We start from the raw sequence: 23,971 nt of genomic DNA, 5'->3' as shown, positions 1-23,971 counted from the left end.
GTACTTGGCAAAAAACGTACACACTTTATAACCCAAATCAAACCATTACTAATCCATCACAAATGAATACCACTATCTCTACCTCTGTATAACAGAGTCTACTTTGTATTTAACATCTTTCTTTTTCCATTTCTTCAGAAGCCACAAGTACTTATTTTAATTCCCCACTAAGCAATTTACTCCGTTAATGGAAGAAAGATTTTTAAACGACTTTATTATTTTTAGAATGATTATATTGTAATTTAAACAACTTTATTATCTCTGTATAGCAGGCAATATCCCCTTCAACTCCAGTAAATCATCTATTACTATATCAGCTTGGGCAAGTTCATCTTCTTGTGCAAAATCAAAATTGCATCCAATCGCAATCAAGCCGTTATCTTTAGCGGCGTTTATATCAGATAACCGGTCACCAACTACAGCTGCTTCTTTTATATCATATTTATTCAAAATACTTTCCACTAAATCGCTTTTATTAAGTGAGTTTATTTGTTCAATACTAAACGTTTCAGTAACCCATTGGTCTAAATCATAATAAGATACAATTGCTCGTAAATATTCAGTTAGACCATTACTAGCAATATAAATGGAACAATTATTTTCTTTTATATATGTAAAAATCTCTTTTACATTCGGATATAAAGCACCTTTTCCACTCTTAATGTTTTCAATTAGTCTTTCTAAAAAATATGCATCTGTTTGTTCCCTTACTTCAAGAGAATGGTTCGGTAATAAAGCTTCCCACACTTTCGGTAATGGAACCCCCATAATTTCACGGTATTTTTCAATAGGTGTTACCGTATCCCATAACTGTAATGAACGTAAATGATCAAAAGTATCATCTAACGATAATTCTAAAATTTTATCTGTTTGAAATAACGTTCCGTCCATATCAAAAATTAATGCTTGTAACATTTCATTCTCTCCTTTTGAATTATAATACAGTTTTACTTGATATATTTTTAAGCATCTCAACGATAATTTCTGAACAATAGTTTGCGGCCGTTTTCGCGAAGTCATCATAAGAAATTTGTGCTTCATCGTCTGCACTGTCAGAAATACATCGTATTACGAGAAACGGTACTTCATTTATGTAGGCAACATGTCCTATTGCTGCACCTTCCATCTCTGTACAAAGCGGCGCATATTCATCTATTAATTTCGCTTTTAATTTTGAATCTTCAACAAAACATTCACCACTTACAATTCTTCCTTCATGAACCTCCATATGTAAACAACTACTATTGCATGCAATACGTGCTAACTCTACTAATTCCTTACTTGCGACAAATTCTTCTTGGAACGGGAATAAGTTTTTCATTTGAGTTTTACTTACATCATGATGGGTAACATTCGTTGAAATAACGATATCACCAACTTTTACATCTCGGTGTAACCCGCCAGCAACACCCGTATTGATGATAGCATCTACATCAAATTTATGAATTAACGTTTGCGTACATGCGGCTGCATTTACTTTCCCTACACCAGAACGTGTAATAATTACTTCTGTTCCCATGAATTCGCCAATGTAAAAGGGCATTCCCGCAATCGTCTGTTCCTCTTGTATAGCTAGTTTTTCTAAAAGTAAGTCTATTTCAATTTGCATTGCTCCAATAATGCCGATTCTGTTCATGGATGTACTCTCCTTTATTAATTACTCCCTTTAATTCTTTCAGACATAACCGACAATAAAAATTTCGGAAGTACGATTTGTCTCTTTAATCTTTTCGGCTGTGAGAGTAATCTATATAACCATTCAGTTCCTGTATCCCTCATAATTTTCGGTGCTCTTTTTACAGTACCAGATAATATATCGATCATACCTCCAATACCAATAGATAGTGGAACGTTTAATGTTTGCATGTTTTCATAGATGAATTCTTCTTGTTTGGGTGAACCTAGTCCTACTAGTAGTAAGTGCGGCTTAAATTGCTTAATTTTTATTTTTACTTCTTCTATTTCTTCATTATTTACAAATCCATGCTGTCCTTTAAACTGTGCTCCTGGGAACTGCTCATTTAATTTTACTAATGCCTTTTTATTACTTTCTGGCGCAGCTCCAAAAAGAAAGACACGATATTCATTGTCATTACAATACTTTATTAACTCATGAGTAATATCTGCCCCAGTAACACGTTCTTTCAGCGTTCCTTTTAATATTTTCGAGCCTATTATGACACCAATCCCATCCGCTGTTATTAAATCTGCAGAAAGTAACATCTTTTTAAACTGTTTTGATTTAGCCGTGCTTTCCTTTGCAGACATAACAATTTCAGGATTTGCAGTTACTACAAATCTTGGTTTTTCTTGTTTTTCATGTAGCCAACCTTTTAATAAACTTATAGCTTTTGCATATTCTAAAGTTGAAAAAGGTATTCCCTTTATAAGTTGGTGATCCACTATACTCTCCCCTTATATAAGCCTCAAATATTCATCAATATCTATAGAAATTTGTCTAAAAGCCTTACCCCAAAATTCATAGCTCGTTATATCTATTTCAAAATGCTTTTTCATAAGTTCTTCCACTGGAGCTTTTCCTGTTTCTCGTAAAAACTCTTTATATTTCAAGTGAAAAGTACTTTTCCTTTCTTTAGCTATTTCTAATAAACTAAAACTAACTAAATACCCAAATATGTATGGATAATTATAAAAAGGAACATCTGCTAAATAAAACTGAACATATTTCATCCAAACAAACGGCTGATATTCTGATAATGAATTTCCATATGCTTTTTCTTGCGCTACTATAGATAATTTTTCGATTTCATCAGCACTTAAAGGACTTTCTTTACATTTCTCGTAAAAGTTCTTCTCAAATTCGTACGATGCTCGAATTGCCATTACATAATTAAAACAGTTTCTTATTTTCCAGCTAAGCAATAACTTTTTCATATCTATACTATCTGTTGTTTGAATTAGATAATTTATAAGCACCGTTTCAAAGAAAATAGATGCTGATTCAGCTGTACTCATTGGCAAATAATCATCTAAAAAAGAAGAGGATTGTTCAAAACTCATATTATAAAAATGCCAAGCATGTCCTAGTTCGTGGGCAAGTACTCTTACACTATCGATACTTCCGTCATAACGCATAGAGATTCGAGATTCTTTTTCACTGAAAAAAGGAGCACAAAATCCGCCAGGTGGTTTATTCTCTCTCGGTTCTGCATCTACCCAACCACTTTCTATCGCATTACGTGCAAATTCTGCTAATTCTTCATCTATATTTTTTAATGCATCGTATATGCTTTGTACTGCTACTGAAAAAGAAATACTTACCTCATTATTTTCCTTTACTGTCATAAGTTCATACCATGTTATCGAAGTTTTTCCTTTTTTATACACGTTTAAAGCACTTACTAATTTATCTATGTTTTCTTCTGTCGCATTCCATATTTGTAATAATACAGTTTCTGAAATACCATTCGCATGAAGGGACCTTGCTAAAATCTCTATATCTTCTAATGCATTGCCCTTTGTATTACGCAATCTCCCTATTTGATTTAATACAGTAGCAAAAATTTCTTTTTCCTTATATAAGGCATTTGTTAATAACTCGAATACTTCTAGTCTTTCCTTTTTATTATGACTATTCATTGCAATATGATTTGCTTGTCCAAATGATAATTGCTTATTATTGTGCTCTATTTCTATCCTATTCCTTAATTGTATGTACATATTTTCCCACGCATGAAGTTCATCTTTTATTAGCCTAGTATTATCGGTAATTTCCACTTCACTTGGTTGCTGCACTTCACTTTTTAATTCCTTTACTTTCACAGTCAATCTAGTAATATCCGATGCAACGCTTTCTTCAACTGATCGACAATACAAATAATATTCTGCTTTTTCAATAGCTTGTATAAGTTTTGAAAGAATCTCTATATCTTTTGTTACAAAATATTGTTCTTTCAACTCCAATATTGGTACTAGAATATCCCCATTTGAATACAATCGATCTAAATCCCACCTAGCAATTTCATGCATTTTTATAGCCGCCTCCTATTTTTACAAATAGTTACAGATATCTCCCGTAAAACAATTATATATGAGATAGCTAAATTTTAACATCTTGAAATATTTAGATTTTTATAACCAAAAGACTTCAACACACAAAAAAGATGATTCTGTTGGAAAAAGAATCATCTTTTTAACATCTTATATTTAGTAACTGCTTTTTCTTCGCATTAAATTCATCTTCTGTAATAACGCCCATATCTAATAATTCCTTAAATTATTTCAGCTCATCTGCTACAGAAACAGTAGCATTATCTTGAAGAAAAAAAGATTGATCAAAAGATCAATCCTTTACTCTACTTCATTTAAGAAAAATAACGTTATAACGCCAGGTCCTGTATGTGCTCCGATTGCTGCACCAATTGTATTTACGATAAATACTTCACAGCCAAATCTTTCTGTAATTAATGCTTTTAATGCTTCAGCTGTTTCTAAGTCATCGCCATGAGTCATACCAATTGTTTGACCTTTAAGCTCTTTTCCGCGTTCTTCCATAATATCTACAATACGGCTCAATACTTTCTTTTTCCCTCGTACTTTTTCAAGTGGTACAAGTTTTCCTTCTTCCACGTTTAAGATCGGTTTAATGTTTAGTAAACCACCGATAAATCCTGCGACTTTACTTAAACGTCCACCTCTCACTAAGTACTGTAAGTCAGCTACAGTGAAGATATGTTCCATATGGTTCATTAGAAAATCAACACGTTTTAAAATATCTTCTTTTGATGCGCCGTCTTTTGCCATTTTAGCAGCTTCTAAAACGACAAGTCCTTGACCAAGCGAAGCACATTTCGTATCAATAATTTCTAAGTCTAAGTTAGCATATGTTTCTTTTACTTCCTCTTTAATGAGAACTGATGATTGATATGTACCAGACAGTTCAGATGAAAAAGCTAAATATATACAAGGATTACCTTCTTTTGCATAAGAAACAAATTTCTCTTGGAAAGTTTCAAGGGAAGGCAATGACGTTCTATAAACAGCGCCTTCTCTCATGTTTTGCAATAACGTAACTGACTCTAATGTAACTCCATCTAAATACTCTGTTTCTGCTTCATCATAAACACGGAGTGGAATTAAATCAATATCATATGCTTGCAGCAATTCTACCGGTAAATCCGCCGCACTATCCGTAATGATTTTAACACCCATTTTTAAACCTCTATTCTGTTATAAATATAAAAATATAAAATAAAAATAGTACTTTTAAATTATATACGTAAAACTTAAATGAAGAAAGGAAAAGACTTTATATTGTATGCACTATTCTTCAAAACTTGAACTGTTATTAAAAATCATCTAAATTTAACCGCTTTACATTCTGTATAATACAAATATATCGAATTTTCCAAAGGAGTGATCCAAATGAGCATTCAACTAGCTACATCTAATGATCTAGAATGGATTAATAAACAATATGACTCAATAGGATTTGTACGAAGTGATTTAAATCGAGAGAAAGTCGCAATCATTACATACAACAATGAGTATGCAGGTGTTGGACGATTAGTCCAAATAGATGAAGATACTTTAGAAATGGGCGGGATTTATATTCTCCCTCAATTTAGAGGGCTACACTTAGCCGGGGAACTTGTTTTCATTTTTAGTAGAAACTGCGAAGAAATTACAAGTACAACATGTATATTGTCTTCCTTTTGAGGAATTAGAAAACTTTTATAAGAAATATGGCTATACTGAGGTCGATACTACGAAAGAATTTGTTCATCCAATTATTCTAGAAAAATATAATTGGTGTTTGGATCATTATGAAAAGCATGTTTTATTATTTAAGTTGTAAAGGTACCTAAAGTGAGTATATATAAATATTAATTATACTTTTCCGCATAGATAATAACCCTACTTTATTTGGTCAACATCAGCTTCTACAAGATATACTATTACTTCTTACGCTGTCTTTTTTCTTAACCTTACTTTTGTATAAAAGATTAGTTTGTTTAAAATTACCTTAAATCGTATTCAAATAAACTAATCGAAAGGCCAATTCCTATATAATACAATTAAGTAATTAAAAGGAGCGTTATTTATGATAGATGTAATAAGACTCGTTATCTTTACTGTAGTTGCAATTGGTGCCATTATTAACATATACATAGAATTTAAAAAACCTAAAAAAAGTATATTCTCAATCGTTTTTTTATCAGTACTCTTAATTGGATCCTCAGGGTTAATTAAAAATATTTTATCTCAACTTTTATAGAAGATTGATTAAAAATCAATCTCCCGTCAATAATGTAAATAACATGATTGTATCTCTCCATTCCCCCTTTGGAGAGGAGCAGTTAGCTTTGGCTAACTGCTCTTTTATTTGAACTATTATCCACAAAATAAGTATCATACGCCTTATCAAAAACATATCCTAGTTTTTCAGCTAGTTTTGCACATGTAGTATTCACTGCATCCCAGTTTGGATATATCCCTTTTTCTAAACAGTCCAAGATGAGTGCTGCACTAACTATAGTCGCCAATCCTTTTCTTCTATAATTGTGATCAGTCGCAACTTCAATTTCAATGCCATTATCATAAATGCTATATGATGATGCACCGCATACAACTTCTCCTTTATACAAAATACAATACCCTATACCTCGGTTTATATAATCTTCTACTGATTGAAATTGACTTGTAAAATCTTTAGAGACTTTATGTAATGTAGGGTTATTTACGATATTTTCATCTATTCTTCTTAACTCGTATCCTTTTGGAAGCGCTGATATAAGAGATTGTAATTTTGAACGATCAAAAACTTCTGCATTACGTTTAAATTTATATCGTAAAAACTTATCTATTTTTCTTTCGTAAAATGTTTCTAAACGCTTTTTCCATTCTACACTATTTACGATGACTAACATTCTATCAGGAATGTTTCGAAGCAATTCTTCTGTTTCTTTCACCTTTGAATCCCCAGCGTAAAATGTAAAGATCCCTACCGTAATTTGCGCTACTGTCGGATTTTCAAGATCATTTACCCAAGCGGTACCCATATGTCCTTGTAAATAAGAAAGTAAAACAACGTTATTGAAATCTTCGAACATAGTAACTAATTTTTCTCTTGTATGTATATTCGCTTCATATATCATTTACATTCCTGCTTTCTTTAGAATTAATGTACTTCTACTCTTTTCTACATATAAGCAAACGTCTACTACATTCCATATAATTATAAATTATTCATAAATATAAAATTATTATAACATTTAATCAAAAAGTAAATGACTTTCTAGTGTATAGGTTTACAGATAATATACTTAATAAAAATTCACAATCTATAATCTTTTATTATGTAAAACCCTTAACATTAGTTTAAGGGTTCATTTAAAAATATATGTTATAACTCATTCTTATAAACAAATGATTCTGTTCCTCCGTTTTTATATACTTTAGTTACTTTAACAACTGATGTGTACGTATTATCGTCATTCGATATTATTCTTTTCATCTCTTCTATTTCAGCATTACCAGTTCCACTCTCTATCCTCAAACAACTCGAAATGTTGAGGTATCCACTCGATGCGAAAAGAATAATAAACGTAAGATCAGGGAAATTAATGAACAGTATTCCAAACTTTAAAGGATTCGTAGCCGTATCAGATAATACTAGTCGGAAACGTAATAATTCAGGCACTTGAACAAAATCTTTAGAAACAATTGCTTCACCTATTATAGTAATTTGTTTTACTACATTTCCCATCTCATCTATAAACTCAGTACAATTAGGCGCATCAATTGTTTTTGCTTGAAGTGATAAATTCAATTCTGAATTGTGAAAGTCAAAAAAGAGTGTGCTTCCCTCTGTTAAACATTGCGGACAAACGTTTCCAAGTAGACTGAAATCCTCTTCAATAAATTTGACTTTCGTTTTACAACTACAAACTTTTCCTATTCGAATTGCATCAATCTTAGAGCAATCTACAAAAATAACCTCACCGACCTCTTGTACGAAGGATACGACACCATTCTTCTTATTAAATGAAAGAAAATAAGATACAACAATTTCATTTCCGGCAATTACAATACTCTCAACTTTTGTAAAAGGCTCTAGACTTCGCAAAAATTCACAAATACTATTTTGGCAACATCGATCATTTCGTTTCGGCTCACAACCCACTTACACTCCATCCCTTCTCTATATGTTTTATCTCATACACATAATATGAGGGGGATATGAGAAAAGCTTGGACAATATAACTTTAACGTAGGAACATATTTGCCTACTTATCGCATTAAAAATGAATACTAACACATAAATTTCCCTATAAATACATATAACAATTTCATCTTTCATGAAAAAAACGTTATAATGAAGTGTAGCCTCTACGATTACGTTATAAAGGAGATTAAAACAATGGCTAAAATTAAAGTATACCAAGCAAAAGAAGAAAATATGGAAGCAGTAAAAAACATCATTGATGTTGAAGAACAAAACCCAACTGCTGAAAACTTACAAAATCTATACGCATGTGTATTAGATACTGAAGATATGGCATTGCCTGAATCATACATTGAAGAAGATATCTTAATTGATTCTATTGAAGTTATGGTTAACGCTTCTCAAAGCAAAATAAGAGACTTAGGTGCTTACGATGTAATCGAAGTTCAAAACAAAGGTAAGAAAACACAAATTTTATTATTAGCAGACGAAGAATACGAAATCATCGAAGGCTAATCTAAATCCGTACATACGAAAAAGCTCCTTTCCAATTGGAAGGGAGCTTTTTCATCACGCTTTTGATGTTTCGCTCTTTTTATTCTTTTGTTGTTTTTTAATTACCATGCGCTCATTTCCCATAAAGAAAATAAATATGAATGCTAAACCAGCTGGTACCAATGCCCACATAAATGTTTGGACAATTGAGCTAGAAAGAGCATCAATAATTTTATCTAATATTTGGGGTGGAATTTGAGATCTTGCAGATTCTGATAGAATAGCTCTTGAATCTCCTAAAGCGTTTGTATTCATTCCCCCGTTCATACCTTTAAATGCTTCTTCTAATTGATCTTGGAAACCTGTTCTTTGGATCATTCCGAAGATTGTAATACCAAGCGTCATGCCTAATGAACGAATGAAGTTACTCGTTGAAGTCGCAGACCCTCGCTGTTCCATACCAAAGTTGTGGATAGCCGCCATACTTAGTACAGAGAATGAGAAACCAACTCCAAATCCAATAATAATCATATACACTGTTAATAATACACGACTTGTTTCTGGCGTTAATGTGCTTAATAAGAATAGTCCAATTAGCATAATCACCGCAGAAATAATCATAATGTTTCTGTAGCTAAGCTTCGTCGTTAAAAATCCACCTAATTGTGCTGTTACAACTGATCCTAACATCATCGGTAATAGTAGTAATCCTGAGTTTGTTGCGGTACCTCCGTATACACCTTGAATGAATAACGGAATGTATACAGTTGCTGACATAAACGCAGCACCGTAACATAATGCAATAATAGTACTCATGCCGAATAATCGCTGTTTAAACATTTCAAATGAAATGATCGGTTCTTCTACTTTACGTTCAATAAAAATGAATGCAATAATTAAAATAGTAAATCCACCGAATAAACTTAAAATAAAACTAGAATCCCAATCATACTTTTGTCCACCAAGCTCTAAAGCAAACATTAAACAAACTACTGCACCAACTAAAGTAATTGCACCAAACCAGTCAATTTTTTGCTTTCTATGAACTCGTGATTCTTTATAAAAGAATGTAATAAAAATAAGTGCTAAAATGCCAAGCGGTAAGTTAATGTAAAATACCCAGTGCCAGCTAATGTAATCTGTAATATATGCGCCGAGTAACGGACCAAAAATACTTGATAAACCAAATACCGCTCCGAATAAACCACCCATTTTCCCGCGCTTTTCAGGAGGGAAAATATCAAAAACGATTGTAAACGCGATCGGCACTAATGCCCCGCCGCCAATACCTTGAATGGCACGATAAATACCTAACTGTGTAATATTTTCAGCAGTACCACAAAGTGCCGAACCAATCATAAAGACAATTAAACCGAAAATAAAGAATCTCTTTCTACCATACATATCTGATAGTTTACCGAAAATCGGCATACCTGCCATTTCTGCGACCATATAGGCAGAAACAACCCATACAAAGTTTTCAAGGCCTCCTAAGTCACCAACGATCGTTCCCATCGCCGTTACGACAATGGTATTATCCATTGATGCCATTAGTATACCTAGCAATAAGCCCGCCACAACAAAGCCAAGCTTATTATTCTTCTCAACCATATCTCTTGCTCTCCCTCGTATTACTTATATTTGTTTATGTTCTTTTACGACTGCATTACCTTTTTGATTAAAACTAGTATGATATTCTACAACACTAATTTCACACCCAGGGCCAATTGTAACGTTGTTTCCTCTCACTACGTCAGCAATCGTATGTTCTAAATAAATATCATCTCCTTCAATAATTGTAGTTTGTAGGTTACCAGCATGACTAATAAAAGGAAGAAATCTCGCTTTTTTACGAATCGTAATTTTTTTACCACCAATTTCTCTTACCTTACTTCCTTCATAACGAAGTGAGATTTGAATATTTTCAGCATTAAGTAATCCATCACTTTCAAGACCACCAGTTAATGATAAATCTTCTACTTCAATATTTCCCCTCACATTTAAAGCACCTTTTACATCGACAAAATCACCTGAAAACTTCCCAGCAATATCTATCATACCTCTAACTTTTGTTTTTTCAATATGTGCATCACCATGCATTTGTGTATTACCATATACTTTTACATATTCTGCATCTACATTTCCTTGTACTTCACTATCTCCATACACAACATAATTTTTTACTTTCATATTACCCCGTACATCACTCGTGCCGTACGTTTTAAATTCATTACAGCTCATATCATTAGAAATCGTTCCTTCGCCGCGTATCTTCACTTTATTATAATCTCCGCCTGCTGAATTACCGGAACCATTTACTGTGAGACTATGTGGATGTTCCATAGTGCTTTCTCCCTCCCATTAAACCTGCTTAATTTCTTTTACATTTGCGCTTTTATCAACAGTTAGAACACCTGTATATTCAATGAGTTCAATCTCACAGTTCGGTCCTACTGTAATATTATTTCCTCTTACCGTTCTTATGTGAGCATAATCAATATCAATATTGTCACCTTCTAATAGTTCAGCTTCTAACTGCAAGCCAAATACTGTTTTAAATAGCCTACTTAATGTACCTGATCTATGTCTTACTTTAATCGTTTGACCACCAATTTCTTTCGCGCGACATGTACCGTGAATATTAATATTTATTTCATCAGCGCTTAATAATCCGCCAATTGTAAATTGTCCTTCTGAAGAAAAAGTATCCACTTCACAATTACCGTCGATTGTTGCTTGACCATTAACTTTAAATTCTTCACCTGTGACATTTCCACCTATCGTACCTTTTCCTGCAATTTTTAAACTGTTTGCCTTTACATTTTGCGTAATTGTAGCTTTTCCATCAATTCGCATCGTTTCAGCATGAATTGTGCCATCAACTTTACCAGATCCGCTAATTCGTGCTCTGCTACTTTTCAAGTCGCCAGTAACTGCACCGTAACCGTTACATTCAAATTGCTCACATTCAACATTTCCATTCACAGTTCCTTTTCCGTTTAATTGCACTTTATGAAACTCGCCGCCATTCGATGAACCGTAACCATTTATAATCAAATTATCTGTACGCATACTTTCTCCTCCATTACAACAATTTAGTTTTTAATGCTTCGGTATATTTCATAATCGCTTCGCGTAAAACGATTTTGGTGCCTTTTTCAAAAATTAAGTCGTCCACGTTTGAAACTAAGAAACATGTAGAAATCCCTAACTTTCGGATAATGATTAAGTCACACGTTTTATGTTTCATTGCTTCATAATTTTCACTTAAAACTTGCAAAACCATTTTTCCTTCTTCTAAACTAATCTCTCCCGATTGTAGTAATTCTTCTAACATATACACATAAAGAATATCTACAAATTGAAACTCTGCTGTTTTATTCGTTTGTTCTATAAAAAATTGTAAAACTGGTTCTGATGCAATCCCTTTACGTAAAACGTCTTCCTTTGTTAAAAGAATTTCTCTCACACTCGGTGAAAACATATTCGCTAGTTCATCTAGTGATAGATCCTCTTTCATCGTTTGGATTTTATCAATTCGCTCTAAAATCTTTTCTTTCGGAAAAAATGTCTCCTGACCCGTGAATGTAGACTTTCGTACAAACCAATCTTCCGGTATTAAATTTTTTCTTTTCCACCTATATAACTGTCCATATGAAATACCAGTAAGTTCTAATAAATCTTTTTTTGAAATTAAATCTGTACTCAACTGTATAACACTCCTTCCTGATAACAATGTAACATAACACTGTTACGCTGTAAATAGACTTTTATCACAAGTAGCGTAACAATGTGTAAAACAATCCTATTTTACATACAAAAAGGCCCTTGCACATCTCATAAAAAATGCATAAGAACCTTTATCTATCAAGGTTTAAACCATATTCTATAAAAATCAATCCACCCTTGTGAATTAATCATTATATTTTGTACTTTTTCATGAGAAATTACTTGTTGTTTGTTACGGTATAAAGGAATAATTTGAATTTGACGTAACAATGTCTCCTCAATATCGCGTAACAGTGTAACTCTTTTCTCTACTTGTTCTTGTTTAAAATAAAGGGACAATGATTTATGAAAATCCACGCTGCTTTGCCCATGAATAAAACTGTTTTTTGTAAGAAACATATATAGCAAACTATCTTCTATTCGTTCGCCAATTGTTGCGCTATCATGCATCATATCAGCCTTTTGTATCGTACTAATTTCTAAAAGATCTTCTATTTCAAGAAAATTAGTTTCTACACGAATCCCGTACTTCGCACACTCTTTTTGTATCCATTGTGCATCTTCAACGTGATCTCGTCCTGTAAATGTGTATAGTTGTAGCACTTCACTATGATACGTACTCCTTTTAATTAAACTTTGGATATCTTCGTCAATATCTACTATACTTTCATTTGCTAATATTAGTTTCTTTGCCACTTCTCCACGTTCTCCGCCGAGTTCTTTAACGATTGCATGGCCATGAATGATTTTATATAACGCTTTTCGGAACATATAATCTTGCATTGGTCCTTCTTTTGCAAGATTGCATGTTATATATGTCACGTTCGACTCAAGCCGAGATAGTTCTTTATTATGTTTTTCTTTATCTTTATACTGCGCCTTTACTAACACGTCATATGTATTTACACTTCGCTTCACATTCAATAGTTCAATTCGGTCAAGGAAAGGTCTTTCGCGATAATATAAATCATGTGCTTCTAGTACAAACAGATTTGCATTCTTCTCTCGTAATGAAAAAGGCCCTGTACCAATGAAGTTTCCCGCTTCATCTTCCTTTACGATAGAACACTGTTCTGCACTGAGCATATGTAAAAACATCCTATTTTCCGTATGCAATTGAATTTCAACAACAAATTCATCCACTGCACGGAAACTTTCAACATGTTGTAACATCCATGCGTGTGGGTTGTTTTCAGTTTTCATAAATCGATTCAATGAATGTATAACATCATGTGCAGTAAGTTGTTTCCTATTATGAAAGTGAACTCCTTTTCGTAAATAAAACGTCCATATCTTTTCTGCATCATTATATTCCCATTGAAAAGAAAGCCTTGGTTCTATACAATTTGTTTCCTCATTTATATATACGAGTGTATCAAAAATATGTTTAACCATATGACATTCTGAGCGCATCGTAGCGTAAACCGGATCTAAAGCGATGTCCAGGTTCATTTGTACTTGCAAACGAAGTACGTCTTTTCTTCCTTCAGGTGTCCGTTCTATTTGATGACCAAATATGGAATCTACCCAAACTTCATACTCTTTCTTTACTGACGGAAATTGTGCGCTGTAGCGCTCTACAAATGAGATTCCACTTTTTACATCCCCTTTTTTCGTTAACTCTTTTCCTCTGTTTAAAATTAATGTCATTGGTTGCTTTTGAAATATTAGTTTAGAACGATTCCCTCTTCCGCGCCCTGGAAACCAAACAATCCAACGTAGTTCTTCTAACTTTTTTATTATTAATTTACTATTACGCTCTGTACAAAATAATGTTTCGGATATATTTTGCACTGTTATTTCTAATTGTTCTCCTTCTTTTTTCCCTTTCCCATAGGCAATCCATAGTTCAATGTATTGATCTAAAATAAACATCATATTCCCCCTAAAAGGTGAAAAATACTCCCTATTCTTTCTACCCTTTTTCCAATTCTCCTTTCATCTTATCATTTCAATATAGAAAGGAGGAAATAACATTGAATCATCTCTTATTACGTTACAATAAACCAATCATCATTCGACTGTGCGGTGAATTATTAACTCGAACAACTGAATCAATGTTAGCTATCATTATGATTATTTACGTTAATAAGGTGCTAAACGGCAATATTATGATGACTATGCTTATTTTCGGGTTACAACCGCTTTCGGACATTATATTTACACTTATTGCTGGAAGAGTGACTGATGAATATGGGCGAAAGAAAATTATGTTACTCGGCTTATTACTACAAGGCGTTGCAATTGGTAGCTTCATCTTTGCTCAATCCGTTTTTATATTTGCTTTGTTATATGTCATAAATGGGGTTGGCCGTTCCTTATATATTCCCGCTCAACGGGCACAAATTGCTGATTTAACAAAACATGGGCAGCAAGCAGAAGTTTTCTCTCTTCTGCAAACGATGGGAGCAATAGGTACTCTAATCGGCCCTTTAATTGGTACTATTTTTTATAAGACTCACCCTGAATATGTATTTATCGTGCAAAGCATTGCACTTATAGCATATGCAGTCGTTGTTTGGATACAGCTTCCAGAAACCGCTCCGGCAATGACAACACCAACGCAAAAGCTTGAAGTATCATCTCCAAAACAATTTGTACAAAAACATTACGCCGTATTTGGACTAATGATCACTACAATTCCTATTAGCTTTTTTTATGCACAAACTGAAACAAATTATCTTATTTTCGTGAAACATACACTTCCGGATTTCGATCGCATACTCGTTTTTATTACAACATGCAAAGCTCTTATGGAAATCACTCTACAAGTTTTCCTTGTGAAATGGTCTGAACAATTTTCTATGGCGAAAATCATACTTATTGCTTACACCTGCTTTACGATAGCTGCAATTGGCTATGGATTTTCAGCAACAATCTTGTCACTATTTTTCACATTACTCTTTTTAGTCATTGGAGAAAGTGTTGCTTTCAACCATTTGCTTCGATTCGTTTCAGAAATCGCTCCTTCAGATAAACGTGGATTGTATTTTTCAATTTACGGCTTACACTGGGATGTATCTCGAACTTGTGGTCCTGTTATCGGTGCGGTTTTATTAAGTAAACTAAACGGTAGTATGCTATTTTATATTTGTGCTTGTTTCTTAACAATTGGAGGCATTATCCAAGCTTTTTTTGTTCGAAATTTAGAGCGTAAGAAAAGAAGTAAAGATATTCAAAAAGATGTTTTAGAGCATCCCCATCATATTTTATAAAAGGAAGTTTCTTATTTACACAAAAAAAGATGTCACATAGTCATCGATTTCGACTTTTGTGACATCCTTTTTTTAATATCCTACCCTGCCATTTTATTTATACTATCCTCTGGCGAAAATACCGAAATGTGATTTACTTTACCAGTCGATTTTGGAATGATAAATTTCAATTCAAACTGATTATTTACTTTATATACATATATTTTATCATCACCATTTCCTTTAACTGAGTTTGGTTTTCCTAATGCTTTTTCAATTTCTTGTAATGTAATTGATTTTAGTTCTGCATGATAGGAGCGTACATCAAAAACTTGTGATCCTTTATTAAAACCGAAGGAAACATTTTTATTTGTAAAAGTTGCGTACATTCCGTTTCCTGCTTGTTCTGTTTTATCTGCTTTCCCCCACGCTTTTTCTATTTCTTCAATATCTCCTGTATGAGCTGCGAACGGAACATTAGGTACTTTTCCTTCTTTCGCTAATTCAAACAAGTTTTTAACGTGGTTAATTGATTTTTGATTTATAACTGTATCCTTCGAATTTGAATCGGTATTTGATTTAACCTCAGGCCCTTTCTTTCCTTCAGAAGAAGTATTCTGTTCGTTTTTACTATTTTCCGAAGTTGGGTTTGCTTCCTTTTTTTCATCTGTTCCTTTACATGCCGCTAAAGTAAATATGCATGTAAAAGTAAGAAATAATAAAGCTATCTTTACATACACTTTCATATATTTCAGCTCCCTATTAAATGCTATTCATTTCGATAACCAATCCAACACACTACTTTTTAAATTGTATTTATTCCAAAAAGTAAATACTTCACTCTCTCCCAATGCTTGTACAATATATTCTACAAAAGCAGTTCCTAAAAAATAACCGAGTCGGTTGTATCCAAAATATTGTCCGCCAGATAACCGAAACCACTCTTTCTCTTTTTCAAACGTCCATCCTTCTATATAATCTTCCAAAAAACGTTTCTTTATATGTTCTTCATTTTCTATATAGCATTGTAACCAACGTTCACCATCATTGTCATATGAGTAATATACTGATTCATTTAAACCTTTTATAATTTGCTTTGATAAGTATGTTGCAACGCCTTCACGATACAAATTAACTGCCGCATCGGTCCACTCAGCTTTCTCCCAGTCCATTCCATCATTTTGTAACATAACATTATGATATATATGTCCTATTTCGTGAGCGACAATAACACGAAGGTGATTTAAATCTGGAGATAATTTTTCTGCGGCAAAAAACATATCTCCAATAATCTCCCTTTCTACAAATGCATTAGAGCCAAAAGCTCCAACAAATAAATGAAATGTTACTTCTAAGTCGAAGCCAAACTGAATGTAATAATCCTTATTAATCTCTTGAATAATTCGTGGTAAATTTTCCGAAACACTATGTATATCTCCTAGTTTTTCTGGATACTTTTCAATTGCACTATAAAGACGTTCTTTCGTCTTAGGACAGTGAAATGTAAAATATTCTTTAAATACTTCTGGATGCCTATCATAATATTTATTCAAGTTATGTAGTCCTATATTACCGCTTTCCCAAAGTCTCGAAAAGCTTGGAATTATATTGTTAATCATTGTATTCATCTCCTTATATACACTTTCTCTTCTCAGTGATTATATCCTTTATCTTTAGCTTAAATATGTTGTCACATCAGCTCCTTAAAACAGAAAAAACCAGCAGGAAGTGTTTATTCTACTCCTACTGGTTTAATTGAAATTAAATGATGAATCTTAACTTTTTAAGGGATGTAACAACAATACTTTTTACCGTTTCAAAATTATGAGCAAATGTATTATCTCCACTTAATGATGAAATGCATGTTAAACCTGCAGCTTTAATAAAAGCTTTTACATCTACAAGCATAGAATTAGCCCCCACAAATTTTTTAATTACAGTCATTATAACAGATGTTTTACAAATGAAACATGAGAGTTATAAATAATGCTACTTAGCTATTATTAATTTATTTAGTACACAGATTTATGTCATATAAAAAAGCTGCCCCAAAAAGGACAGCTTTACATATGTATTTTTACACTTCAATTGACTTACCATCTTCAACAATATGATAAAGTAAGTGAGCTAAATGATGAATTGGACCATACTCTTCCTCTTCTTCATCTGTTTCACCTTGGAACTCAAGATCATTTAAGTATAGTGCTAAAAATTGATAGTATAGTTTTAAATCAAATCCGTAGCACGCAGTTGGCTCTTCATGATCTCCTTCATATTGTAACATTAAGTATTGATCATTTCCTTCTGCATCTTCTGCATCAAAGAATACGAAGAATCCAACATTTGTATCTAAATCAAATAGATGACGAGTACCTTTTTCTGTTGCTTTATTGAAGTCCTCTTCACTTAATTTATGTACTGTTGTCGCTTTAGCATTATCTTCTTGATGGAAATTTACTGTAAATGATTTCAATGCTGACACCTCCTGATTGTATAATACTAGCATAACATATAAAAAGGACTGCTTACAAATGTAAACAGTCCTTACATTCATTTTCGCATTGCTCGCAATAAGAAACTTACGATGAAAATTAAAATAATCGCACCAATTAAAGCTGGAATAATTGCATATCCGCCGATTACTGGGCCGAAACTACCAAGTAATTTCCCACCAATCCAAGAACCAATAATACCAGCAATAATATTACCAATTACACCGCCTGGTACATCCCTACCAGTAATTAAGCTAGCAAGCCACCCTAATATACCACCAACGATTAAAGACCAAATCATATGATAACCTCCTTTATATTTCACCAATCAAAATATAATTAGAAACAATTGCTTACCATTAGTTATGTTACATTTTTCATAAGTTATTCATGGAGCATAACTGTATTTTTTTGTAAAAATAATACATGTTAATTAACTTTTTAGACTAACGATTTATGCAGGTTGAGATATTACACTTATTATGGACAATCGGGCTTCAATATTGTCCGCATAAACTCTTCTTTAAATGCAGGATAATTAAAACCAACCGCAATTCTTTGTATCGGCCGATCATCAAACCTCGTCGGCTCAGCTATTTTTCTAAAGTCAGCCACACTTTGTCCTCTTGTTACGTCATTTGTCGTACTAATCCAAACTGCAGATTTTTTATATTCAAAAATATCATCATTTATAAATGAAATGAACGGAAGCAAATCGTGAATCGGACTTCCAGCAATACCCGGGTATTCTTTTTTATAAAAGTTCTCATAATAAAAATCAATCATTGGTTTAATAAGCTTTGCCTGCCCTGTTCCTTCTTTATTAATAATATCCACCATTTCAGGCGTAATTAGGGCCTGTTGCGTTACATTTAATGGATAAATAGTCGCATTCTTTGCGTACTTCATTACAATATTTGCAGCAATTGGATCTCCATAAAAATTTGCCTCCGATACAGGAGTAACGTTACCAGGAAATAAAAACGCACCGCCCATAATATAATACGAACATATTTTATCCATTACATTTGGATATAATAAAAATAATGTTGCCAATGTTGTTAATCTTCCTGTCGCTACGATAATAATATCTTCTGGACAAGGCTCAATTAATTTAATTAATTCACAAAAATTTTCCCGTTTACAAATCCTCATTTCAGGTGGAATAATGGGACCTAGGCCGTGCTCTCCATGAATCTCAGGAAAAAACAAAGGTTCTTCAGCTGTCATCGGTCTTGCTGCACCCTCAATGATTTTTACTTCTGTAGCATAGTATCTTTCTAAAAAATACACATTTTCTGTTACGATTTCTCGCGATACATTCCCATATTCAGCAACAATACCTAAAATATCTAATTTACATGTTTTATTTGCATAAATTAACGCCACAGCATCATCAATACCAAAGTCTCCAAAAAAGACGATTTTCTTATTAACTATACTCACCCCTCTTCAGCATTATCTACTATTATTAGTATGTAAAAAAGACAAGGCTGTGAAACGGTGCAAACTAAAAAAGCCGCCTATTTATTGGCGACTTCAATCTTTTTATAAGATAAATATGCTAGTACATTTTTACTTGAATCATATTTTGGATTATTTCCTTTTCTTGGTTCTCTCGTATGTGTTTTTTCAAATCCAGGAATATCCGGCATTTTCTCCATAAATTCAAGCATTTCTTCTTCAGTTCCTTCAATACGTACGCGAATCATTATTCCATTTCCTCAATTCTCATTTTCTCTGTTACTAAGTATAACGTACTTTGGAAAGACTGCAAGAAATTTATCTTTTTAATGTTAAACTTTTTTTACATACAAACAATGCCATTTCAGTATAAAACGATATGATTTTATTATTTTCATATTGAATGTTAAAGAATTCTTGCATTTCAACTGATGTTTTCATCATACATTCTGTTAACTTCACCCGCTTCTGCAAAGGTACATTCATCATATCGCACCACCAGTCAAAATCAAATTTCTTGTCAAAAGTAAGACATGACTGCATTTGCAAACCATTTTTCTCTAATAAGGTAATCCATTCTGTTTTTTTCAAAGCCCGTTCATGACTCGGATCCCGCTTTTTTTCTATAAAATTATAAAATGTATCGTATTCATTATTTTCCGGTGAAACATTATCTATTAAAATAAACAATCCATTATCTTCTAACGTACGATTTACTTCATAAATAAACTGAGCTGGATTCATAAAGTGATGTGCTGCAATTCGGCACGTAATTGTATCAAAAGAACTATCAGAAAACGGTAAACTCTCAGCGTTTCCAGCAACAAAAGACACATTTTCATGGCCGTTACTTATAATAAATTTTTTTGCATTCTCTAACATTTTTTCTGTTAAGTCTAAAGCAACTACTTCTTTAAACAATGGCGCTAATACATTTGCAACATGTCCTCCGCCAGTAGCAATATCAAGAAGACGATTATTATGACGAGACTCAACTTGTTGAACTACATATTGTAAATCCGGTCCTTTAGCATGAATTTTACTTTTTACATACTTCTCCGCATTATTACCAAACTGTTGTTTCACAAGCTCTTCTTTACTCATTTTATCATCTTCTTTCTATTGTTATTTACATATAGAATTCATATAATAATTAAAGTTCTCTTTATGTATTTTCAAATCCTCTTTTCAGCTCACTTCTTATCATGCTGTCCTATCATCAACATAAAATCGATTTTCCGTTTACATATAAAACAAAAAAGGCTACGGGAACTTGTCCCCTAACCTGACTAAATATCAATTACATTTTTACTTTTTCATATACATCTATATAATATAAATCCTCTTTCAACTTCATAATAACGTCTACTTCGTTATAAGTAGCCTCACGAGCATGTAAACCAAATTGATCCATACCAATCCATATCCATCCAGGTGTATGATAGAGAACATCTATGTTAAAATACTCTAATTTAGTAAGCTCCGATTTAATAAATTTATCTTTATTAGCAATTTGTTTATCTATTAAACCATATTCTTTTCCATTTTCCAATAGCGATATAATTTTTCCTACAATCGGGTATTCACGAACAATAAAGTGATATTCTTTTTCCTCCACATTCGCCACAATTAAACGAGAATTAGATAAATCAGCCTCTAAATTCGACATCTTTATTTATTCACCTCCTTTATGAGTTTCATGAACATAATAACAAATGAATATTCAAATAATATTAATATAATGTAAAAAATAAAAAAGCTGACTTCCCTTTAGAAATCAGCCTTTATAGTTTAATCATCTGTATACTTTTACAAACTATTATAATGTTTCTTTTTCCTCATCCTTTCCAGAAACTAAATTCCCAATAGCATCTGCTGTTACTTCCACCACAAATTCACAAATTCCTGCTACAACTTCTCCAATCACTTCATCCATCATTTTTACCCCCTTATTTTATGTAACTTATTTGTAGTATAGAAGAGATTGGTTATTTTTAACTATCGGAAAACGTGACAACAACATTACAGTTTTGTAAGCTTTTTAATTTATTTCGCTTCTATACTTTGAAACTTCAAGTATGATTCACAAGCATATAGGTCATCATAATATTAAGTGAATACTAATTTTGCTAGAGGAGGCGTGTAAAATTTACTACGTAAAATTAATTAAAGGTCAATCCTTCTATGCTTTTAATCATCGTTTCTTAATATCTGAAGAAGAAGAGGTTTCCGAGAAAGTTTATAATTACTTACGTCGTAATGAATTTTTCGAAGTACGCAAAGAAGAATATTCGGCCTAATGTATAAAAAGTATCAAGAAAAATATCATTTACTTGTGATAATTTCTTGATGCTTTTATTTTATTTCTCCTTACCTTCAATGAATTTTTAATCATAAGTTTTGTACATTTGGACTTACTTGTTTCATCTATTAACACATCAAATTTTTGACAAATCAAAAAGATTGAATTCCATTCATGAAACACGTAATATAGACTCTGACTCTAAAAAATTTCGTTAAAAATAATACATAAAATAAGGAGGTTTTATATACGAGTTTTTCATTTTAAAAGACGGCGAGGTTTTATATTATGTGGCGTAATAAAAATGTTTGGATTGTTTTAATTGGGGAGTTTATTGCTGGTTTAGGGTTATGGCTTGGTATTCTTGGTAACCTAGAATTTATGCAAAAATATGTCCCTTCTGATTTCATGAAATCAGTTATATTGTTTATCGGTCTATTAGCAGGTGTTCTCGTGGGACCTATGGCTGGTCGCATTATTGATCAGTACGAAAAGAAAAAAGTTCTTCTTTACGCCGGTTTTGGTCGCGTTATTAGTGTTATTTTTATGTTTTTCGCTATCCAATTTGAAAGTATCGCCTTTATGATTGCATTTATGGTTGCTCTTCAAATTTCAGCAGCATTTTATTTCCCTGCCTTACAATCAGTGATCCCGCTCATCGTACGTGAGCATGAGTTATTACAAATGAACGGTGTACATATGAATGTAGGTACAATTGCTCGTATTGCAGGTACTTCACTAGGTGGAATTCTTTTAGTTGTAATGAGTTTACAGTATATGTATGCCTTCTCAATGGCAGCATACGCTTTATTATTCCTCTCAACTTTCTTCCTTCAATTCGTCGAAGATAAGAAATCAACAACACCAAGTAAACAAGCTGCAAAAGATAATAGCTTTATGGAAGTATTTCGTATTTTAAAAGGAATTCCGATTGCTTTCACAGCACTTATATTAAGTATTATTCCTCTATTATTTATAGCTGGATTTAATTTAATGGTAATTAATATTAGCGAAATGCAACATGATCCAACGATTAAAGGCTTTATATATACGATTGAAGGTATCGCATTTATGTTAGGTGCCTTCGTTATTAAACGTTTATCGGACCATTTCAAACCTGAAAAGTTACTATATTTCTTCGCAGTTTGTACCGCTTTTGCACATCTATCATTGTTCTTTAGCGATATAAAATGGATGTCTCTTACATCATTTGGTTTATTTGGTTTTAGTGTCGGTTGCTTCTTCCCTATTATGTCGACAATTTTCCAAACGAAAGTGGAAAAAAGCTATCACGGCCGTCTATTCTCATTCCGTAATATGTTTGAGAGAGTTATGTTCCAAATTGTCTTACTTGGCACAGGCTTCTTCTTAGATACGATTGGATTGCAATATATGGTTCTTATTTTCGGTGTTATTTCATTATTCATTATTTTCATATCGCTTTCTAAACAGAAACAGTATGAAAAACAACCATCGCAATCTGCGAATTTATAACATAATTAAAGAAGCATGGATTTAGTAGTATTAAACTAATCCATGCTTCTTTGTTTTATATAATCTTATTTATTACGTTTATTAAAATTATTAAAAAAAGTAAACACTCTTACCTTCGAATACATTATATAAACTATTATCTACAACAAGGCGGTGTAGGAATGTCTGATGGTATGCAATTATTTATTATCTTTATTTTTGTAATAGTTATGTTTAGCATCCTAAACTTTTTAGCCATTTCCCTTTCTCAGCATAACTTTAAAAGAAGAATTGTCGCAGGTTTCATATTTTCACTACTGACTCCCCTTGTCTTTTTGACTACCACAGCATTCGATTCTATATTTGATAAAGCTGGATTTGGCGCAGGTACATTAGCCTTTATTGTTGCAATTGTATATATTTTAAATGGAATAATGGTCCTACTTTCCTCTTTATTTTTCCTCAAAAGAAACATAACATAAGCTACAGTACTCAGCATGAATCTAACTTTGCACTAGATTCATGCTTTTTCAATCCCCCCTAAATTTTTATATGAAATTAAATAATTCTTTATAAAAATTTAAACTTTATTTATTACAATGTTCGTATCGTATTCGCACGTTTATCGAAAATG

The 23,971-nt window shown here is 32.6% G+C and carries 24 protein-coding genes and 3 pseudogenes; 6 read left to right on the top strand and 21 right to left on the bottom strand.

Annotated features, from left to right (window positions below; all coding sequences use genetic code 11):
* Window positions 1-255: 255 nt before the first annotated feature.
* The 5 genes and pseudogenes from ACTFSI_RS12785 to ACTFSI_RS12765 form a co-directional block, all read right to left on the bottom strand.
* Window positions 256-1,636: pseudogene (locus tag ACTFSI_RS12785) on the bottom strand (5'-methylthioadenosine/adenosylhomocysteine nucleosidase).
* Window positions 1,637-1,653: 17 nt separating this feature from the next.
* On the bottom strand, window positions 1,654-2,403 hold the full coding sequence (locus ACTFSI_RS12780) for a WecB/TagA/CpsF family glycosyltransferase (protein ID WP_138321860.1): 750 nt from the start codon (window positions 2,401-2,403) through the stop codon (window positions 1,654-1,656).
* A 12-nt stretch (window positions 2,404-2,415) separates the two neighbouring features.
* Window positions 2,416-3,990 (bottom strand): M3 family metallopeptidase, encoded by a 1,575-nt coding sequence (locus ACTFSI_RS12775; RefSeq protein ID WP_138321858.1) that lies wholly within the window; start codon window positions 3,988-3,990, stop codon window positions 2,416-2,418.
* A gap of 163 nt (window positions 3,991-4,153) precedes the next feature.
* Window positions 4,154-4,273: pseudogene (locus ACTFSI_RS12770) on the bottom strand (SHOCT domain-containing protein); the annotation flags it as partial.
* A gap of 38 nt (window positions 4,274-4,311) precedes the next feature.
* Window positions 4,312-5,172, bottom strand: coding sequence for a DegV family protein (locus ACTFSI_RS12765; RefSeq protein ID WP_000538288.1), 861 nt, complete (start codon window positions 5,170-5,172; stop codon window positions 4,312-4,314).
* 213 nt (window positions 5,173-5,385) lie between these two features.
* Here ACTFSI_RS12765 and ACTFSI_RS12760 point away from each other — a divergent pair.
* A pseudogene (locus ACTFSI_RS12760) lies at window positions 5,386-5,818 on the top strand (GNAT family N-acetyltransferase).
* 502 nt (window positions 5,819-6,320) lie between these two features.
* Here the strand turns inward: ACTFSI_RS12760 and ACTFSI_RS12755 are convergent.
* Both ACTFSI_RS12755 and ACTFSI_RS12750 read right to left on the bottom strand, forming a co-directional pair.
* Window positions 6,321-7,118 carry a GNAT family N-acetyltransferase gene (locus ACTFSI_RS12755; RefSeq protein ID WP_138321856.1) on the bottom strand — a complete coding sequence of 266 codons (798 nt, stop codon included), beginning with the start codon at window positions 7,116-7,118 and terminating at the stop codon, window positions 6,321-6,323.
* Window positions 7,119-7,366: 248 nt separating this feature from the next.
* Window positions 7,367-8,146, bottom strand: coding sequence for a BC_2878 family exosporium-associated protein (locus tag ACTFSI_RS12750; RefSeq protein ID WP_138321854.1), 780 nt, complete (start codon window positions 8,144-8,146; stop codon window positions 7,367-7,369).
* Window positions 8,147-8,383: 237 nt separating this feature from the next.
* Here ACTFSI_RS12750 and ACTFSI_RS12745 point away from each other — a divergent pair, with 237 nt between their 5' ends.
* Window positions 8,384-8,704 carry a hypothetical protein gene (locus tag ACTFSI_RS12745; protein ID WP_001062732.1) on the top strand — a complete coding sequence of 107 codons (321 nt, stop codon included), beginning with the start codon at window positions 8,384-8,386 and terminating at the stop codon, window positions 8,702-8,704.
* A 54-nt stretch (window positions 8,705-8,758) separates the two neighbouring features.
* Here the strand turns inward: ACTFSI_RS12745 and ACTFSI_RS12740 are convergent, their stop codons facing one another.
* From ACTFSI_RS12740 to ACTFSI_RS12720, 5 genes are all read right to left on the bottom strand, one after another.
* Window positions 8,759-10,294, bottom strand: a complete 1,536-nt coding sequence (locus ACTFSI_RS12740) for an MDR family MFS transporter (protein ID WP_044792096.1) — start codon at window positions 10,292-10,294, stop codon at window positions 8,759-8,761.
* 24 nt (window positions 10,295-10,318) lie between these two features.
* The gene (locus ACTFSI_RS12735) at window positions 10,319-11,026 is read right to left on the bottom strand and encodes a hypothetical protein (RefSeq protein WP_000400897.1); all 708 of its coding nucleotides are present in this window, start codon (window positions 11,024-11,026) and stop codon (window positions 10,319-10,321) included.
* Between the two features lie 18 nt (window positions 11,027-11,044).
* A complete protein-coding gene (locus ACTFSI_RS12730; RefSeq protein ID WP_044792093.1) occupies window positions 11,045-11,755 on the bottom strand; it encodes a bactofilin family protein in 711 nt (236 codons plus the stop codon).
* A 13-nt stretch (window positions 11,756-11,768) separates the two neighbouring features.
* Entirely contained in the window at window positions 11,769-12,392 is a 624-nt protein-coding gene (locus ACTFSI_RS12725; RefSeq protein ID WP_000102253.1) for a YhbD family protein, read from the bottom strand.
* 158 nt (window positions 12,393-12,550) lie between these two features.
* Complete coding sequence (locus tag ACTFSI_RS12720; protein ID WP_044792090.1) at window positions 12,551-14,287, bottom strand: SgrR family transcriptional regulator; 1,737 nt, start codon at window positions 14,285-14,287, stop codon at window positions 12,551-12,553.
* 101 nt (window positions 14,288-14,388) lie between these two features.
* On the opposite strand from ACTFSI_RS12720, the gene ACTFSI_RS12715 reads away from it, so the two are divergent.
* Window positions 14,389-15,627 (top strand): MDR family MFS transporter, encoded by a 1,239-nt coding sequence (locus ACTFSI_RS12715; RefSeq protein WP_044792088.1) that lies wholly within the window; start codon window positions 14,389-14,391, stop codon window positions 15,625-15,627.
* Window positions 15,628-15,707: 80 nt separating this feature from the next.
* Here the strand turns inward: ACTFSI_RS12715 and ACTFSI_RS12710 are convergent, their stop codons facing one another.
* The 9 genes from ACTFSI_RS12710 to ACTFSI_RS12670 all read right to left on the bottom strand — a co-directional run bounded on the left by ACTFSI_RS12710 (window position 15,708) and on the right by ACTFSI_RS12670 (window position 21,231).
* Window positions 15,708-16,352, bottom strand: coding sequence for a YjgB family protein (locus ACTFSI_RS12710; RefSeq protein ID WP_000870478.1), 645 nt, complete (start codon window positions 16,350-16,352; stop codon window positions 15,708-15,710).
* A 27-nt stretch (window positions 16,353-16,379) separates the two neighbouring features.
* Entirely contained in the window at window positions 16,380-17,225 is an 846-nt protein-coding gene (locus ACTFSI_RS12705) for a DUF5700 domain-containing putative Zn-dependent protease (protein WP_044792087.1), read from the bottom strand.
* Window positions 17,226-17,367: 142 nt separating this feature from the next.
* A complete protein-coding gene (locus tag ACTFSI_RS12700) occupies window positions 17,368-17,514 on the bottom strand; it encodes a hypothetical protein (protein ID WP_000959546.1) in 147 nt (48 codons plus the stop codon).
* Window positions 17,515-17,683: 169 nt separating this feature from the next.
* Entirely contained in the window at window positions 17,684-18,079 is a 396-nt protein-coding gene (locus ACTFSI_RS12695; RefSeq protein WP_000834883.1) for a hypothetical protein, read from the bottom strand.
* 77 nt (window positions 18,080-18,156) lie between these two features.
* Window positions 18,157-18,399 carry a GlsB/YeaQ/YmgE family stress response membrane protein gene (locus tag ACTFSI_RS12690; protein ID WP_000638307.1) on the bottom strand — a complete coding sequence of 81 codons (243 nt, stop codon included), beginning with the start codon at window positions 18,397-18,399 and terminating at the stop codon, window positions 18,157-18,159.
* Between the two features lie 179 nt (window positions 18,400-18,578).
* Window positions 18,579-19,544 carry a nucleoside hydrolase gene (locus ACTFSI_RS12685; RefSeq protein ID WP_000029506.1) on the bottom strand — a complete coding sequence of 322 codons (966 nt, stop codon included), beginning with the start codon at window positions 19,542-19,544 and terminating at the stop codon, window positions 18,579-18,581.
* Between the two features lie 77 nt (window positions 19,545-19,621).
* Window positions 19,622-19,810 carry a YvzF family protein gene (locus ACTFSI_RS12680; RefSeq protein ID WP_000621882.1) on the bottom strand — a complete coding sequence of 63 codons (189 nt, stop codon included), beginning with the start codon at window positions 19,808-19,810 and terminating at the stop codon, window positions 19,622-19,624.
* A 70-nt stretch (window positions 19,811-19,880) separates the two neighbouring features.
* Window positions 19,881-20,666, bottom strand: coding sequence for a class I SAM-dependent methyltransferase (locus tag ACTFSI_RS12675; protein WP_000031325.1), 786 nt, complete (start codon window positions 20,664-20,666; stop codon window positions 19,881-19,883).
* 196 nt (window positions 20,667-20,862) lie between these two features.
* Window positions 20,863-21,231 (bottom strand): hypothetical protein, encoded by a 369-nt coding sequence (locus ACTFSI_RS12670; RefSeq protein WP_000067103.1) that lies wholly within the window; start codon window positions 21,229-21,231, stop codon window positions 20,863-20,865.
* A gap of 478 nt (window positions 21,232-21,709) precedes the next feature.
* On the opposite strand from ACTFSI_RS12670, the gene ACTFSI_RS12665 reads away from it, so the two are divergent.
* The 3 genes from ACTFSI_RS12665 (at window position 21,710) to ACTFSI_RS12655 (ending at window position 23,819) form a co-directional block, all read left to right on the top strand.
* Window positions 21,710-21,862 (top strand): YqbF domain-containing protein, encoded by a 153-nt coding sequence (locus ACTFSI_RS12665; RefSeq protein WP_080559811.1) that lies wholly within the window; start codon window positions 21,710-21,712, stop codon window positions 21,860-21,862.
* A 290-nt stretch (window positions 21,863-22,152) separates the two neighbouring features.
* The gene (locus ACTFSI_RS12660) at window positions 22,153-23,358 is read left to right on the top strand and encodes an MFS transporter (RefSeq protein WP_044793530.1); all 1,206 of its coding nucleotides are present in this window, start codon (window positions 22,153-22,155) and stop codon (window positions 23,356-23,358) included.
* Between the two features lie 161 nt (window positions 23,359-23,519).
* Window positions 23,520-23,819 (top strand): hypothetical protein, encoded by a 300-nt coding sequence (locus ACTFSI_RS12655; protein ID WP_001279506.1) that lies wholly within the window; start codon window positions 23,520-23,522, stop codon window positions 23,817-23,819.
* The last annotated feature ends 152 nt before the right edge of the window (window positions 23,820-23,971 follow it).

This window comes from Bacillus cereus group sp. MYBK101-2 (assembly GCF_051918845.1).
GTDB lineage: Bacteria > Bacillota > Bacilli > Bacillales > Bacillaceae_G > Bacillus_A > Bacillus_A paranthracis.
The sequence above is the reverse complement of the archived record's forward strand: the minus strand, read 5'-3'. Positions and strand labels throughout refer to the sequence as shown.

Bases quoted from the DNA above. Each gene is read 5' to 3' on its own strand.
- ACTFSI_RS12765 (WP_000538288.1), bottom strand. From the start codon at position 5,172: ATGGGTGTTAAAATCATTACGGATAGTGCGGCGGATTTACCGGTAGAA.
- ACTFSI_RS12655 (WP_001279506.1), top strand. From the start codon at position 23,520: ATGTCTGATGGTATGCAATTATTTATTATCTTTATTTTTGTAATAGTT.
- ACTFSI_RS12700 (WP_000959546.1), bottom strand. From the start codon at position 17,514: ATGCTTGTAGATGTAAAAGCTTTTATTAAAGCTGCAGGTTTAACATGC.
- ACTFSI_RS12690 (WP_000638307.1), bottom strand. From the start codon at position 18,399: ATGATTTGGTCTTTAATCGTTGGTGGTATATTAGGGTGGCTTGCTAGC.
- ACTFSI_RS12755 (WP_138321856.1), bottom strand. From the start codon at position 7,118: ATGATATATGAAGCGAATATACATACAAGAGAAAAATTAGTTACTATG.
- ACTFSI_RS12670 (WP_000067103.1), bottom strand. From the start codon at position 21,231: ATGTCGAATTTAGAGGCTGATTTATCTAATTCTCGTTTAATTGTGGCG.
- ACTFSI_RS12675 (WP_000031325.1), bottom strand. From the start codon at position 20,666: ATGAGTAAAGAAGAGCTTGTGAAACAACAGTTTGGTAATAATGCGGAG.
- ACTFSI_RS12710 (WP_000870478.1), bottom strand. From the start codon at position 16,352: ATGAAAGTGTATGTAAAGATAGCTTTATTATTTCTTACTTTTACATGC.
- ACTFSI_RS12660 (WP_044793530.1), top strand. From the start codon at position 22,153: ATGTGGCGTAATAAAAATGTTTGGATTGTTTTAATTGGGGAGTTTATT.
- ACTFSI_RS12680 (WP_000621882.1), bottom strand. From the start codon at position 19,810: ATGATTCGCGTACGTATTGAAGGAACTGAAGAAGAAATGCTTGAATTT.
- ACTFSI_RS12775 (WP_138321858.1), bottom strand. From the start codon at position 3,990: ATGCATGAAATTGCTAGGTGGGATTTAGATCGATTGTATTCAAATGGG.
- ACTFSI_RS12735 (WP_000400897.1), bottom strand. From the start codon at position 11,026: ATGGAACATCCACATAGTCTCACAGTAAATGGTTCCGGTAATTCAGCA.
- ACTFSI_RS12740 (WP_044792096.1), bottom strand. From the start codon at position 10,294: ATGGTTGAGAAGAATAATAAGCTTGGCTTTGTTGTGGCGGGCTTATTG.
- ACTFSI_RS12720 (WP_044792090.1), bottom strand. From the start codon at position 14,287: ATGTTTATTTTAGATCAATACATTGAACTATGGATTGCCTATGGGAAA.
- ACTFSI_RS12730 (WP_044792093.1), bottom strand. From the start codon at position 11,755: ATGCGTACAGATAATTTGATTATAAATGGTTACGGTTCATCGAATGGC.
- ACTFSI_RS12705 (WP_044792087.1), bottom strand. From the start codon at position 17,225: ATGATTAACAATATAATTCCAAGCTTTTCGAGACTTTGGGAAAGCGGT.
- ACTFSI_RS12745 (WP_001062732.1), top strand. From the start codon at position 8,384: ATGGCTAAAATTAAAGTATACCAAGCAAAAGAAGAAAATATGGAAGCA.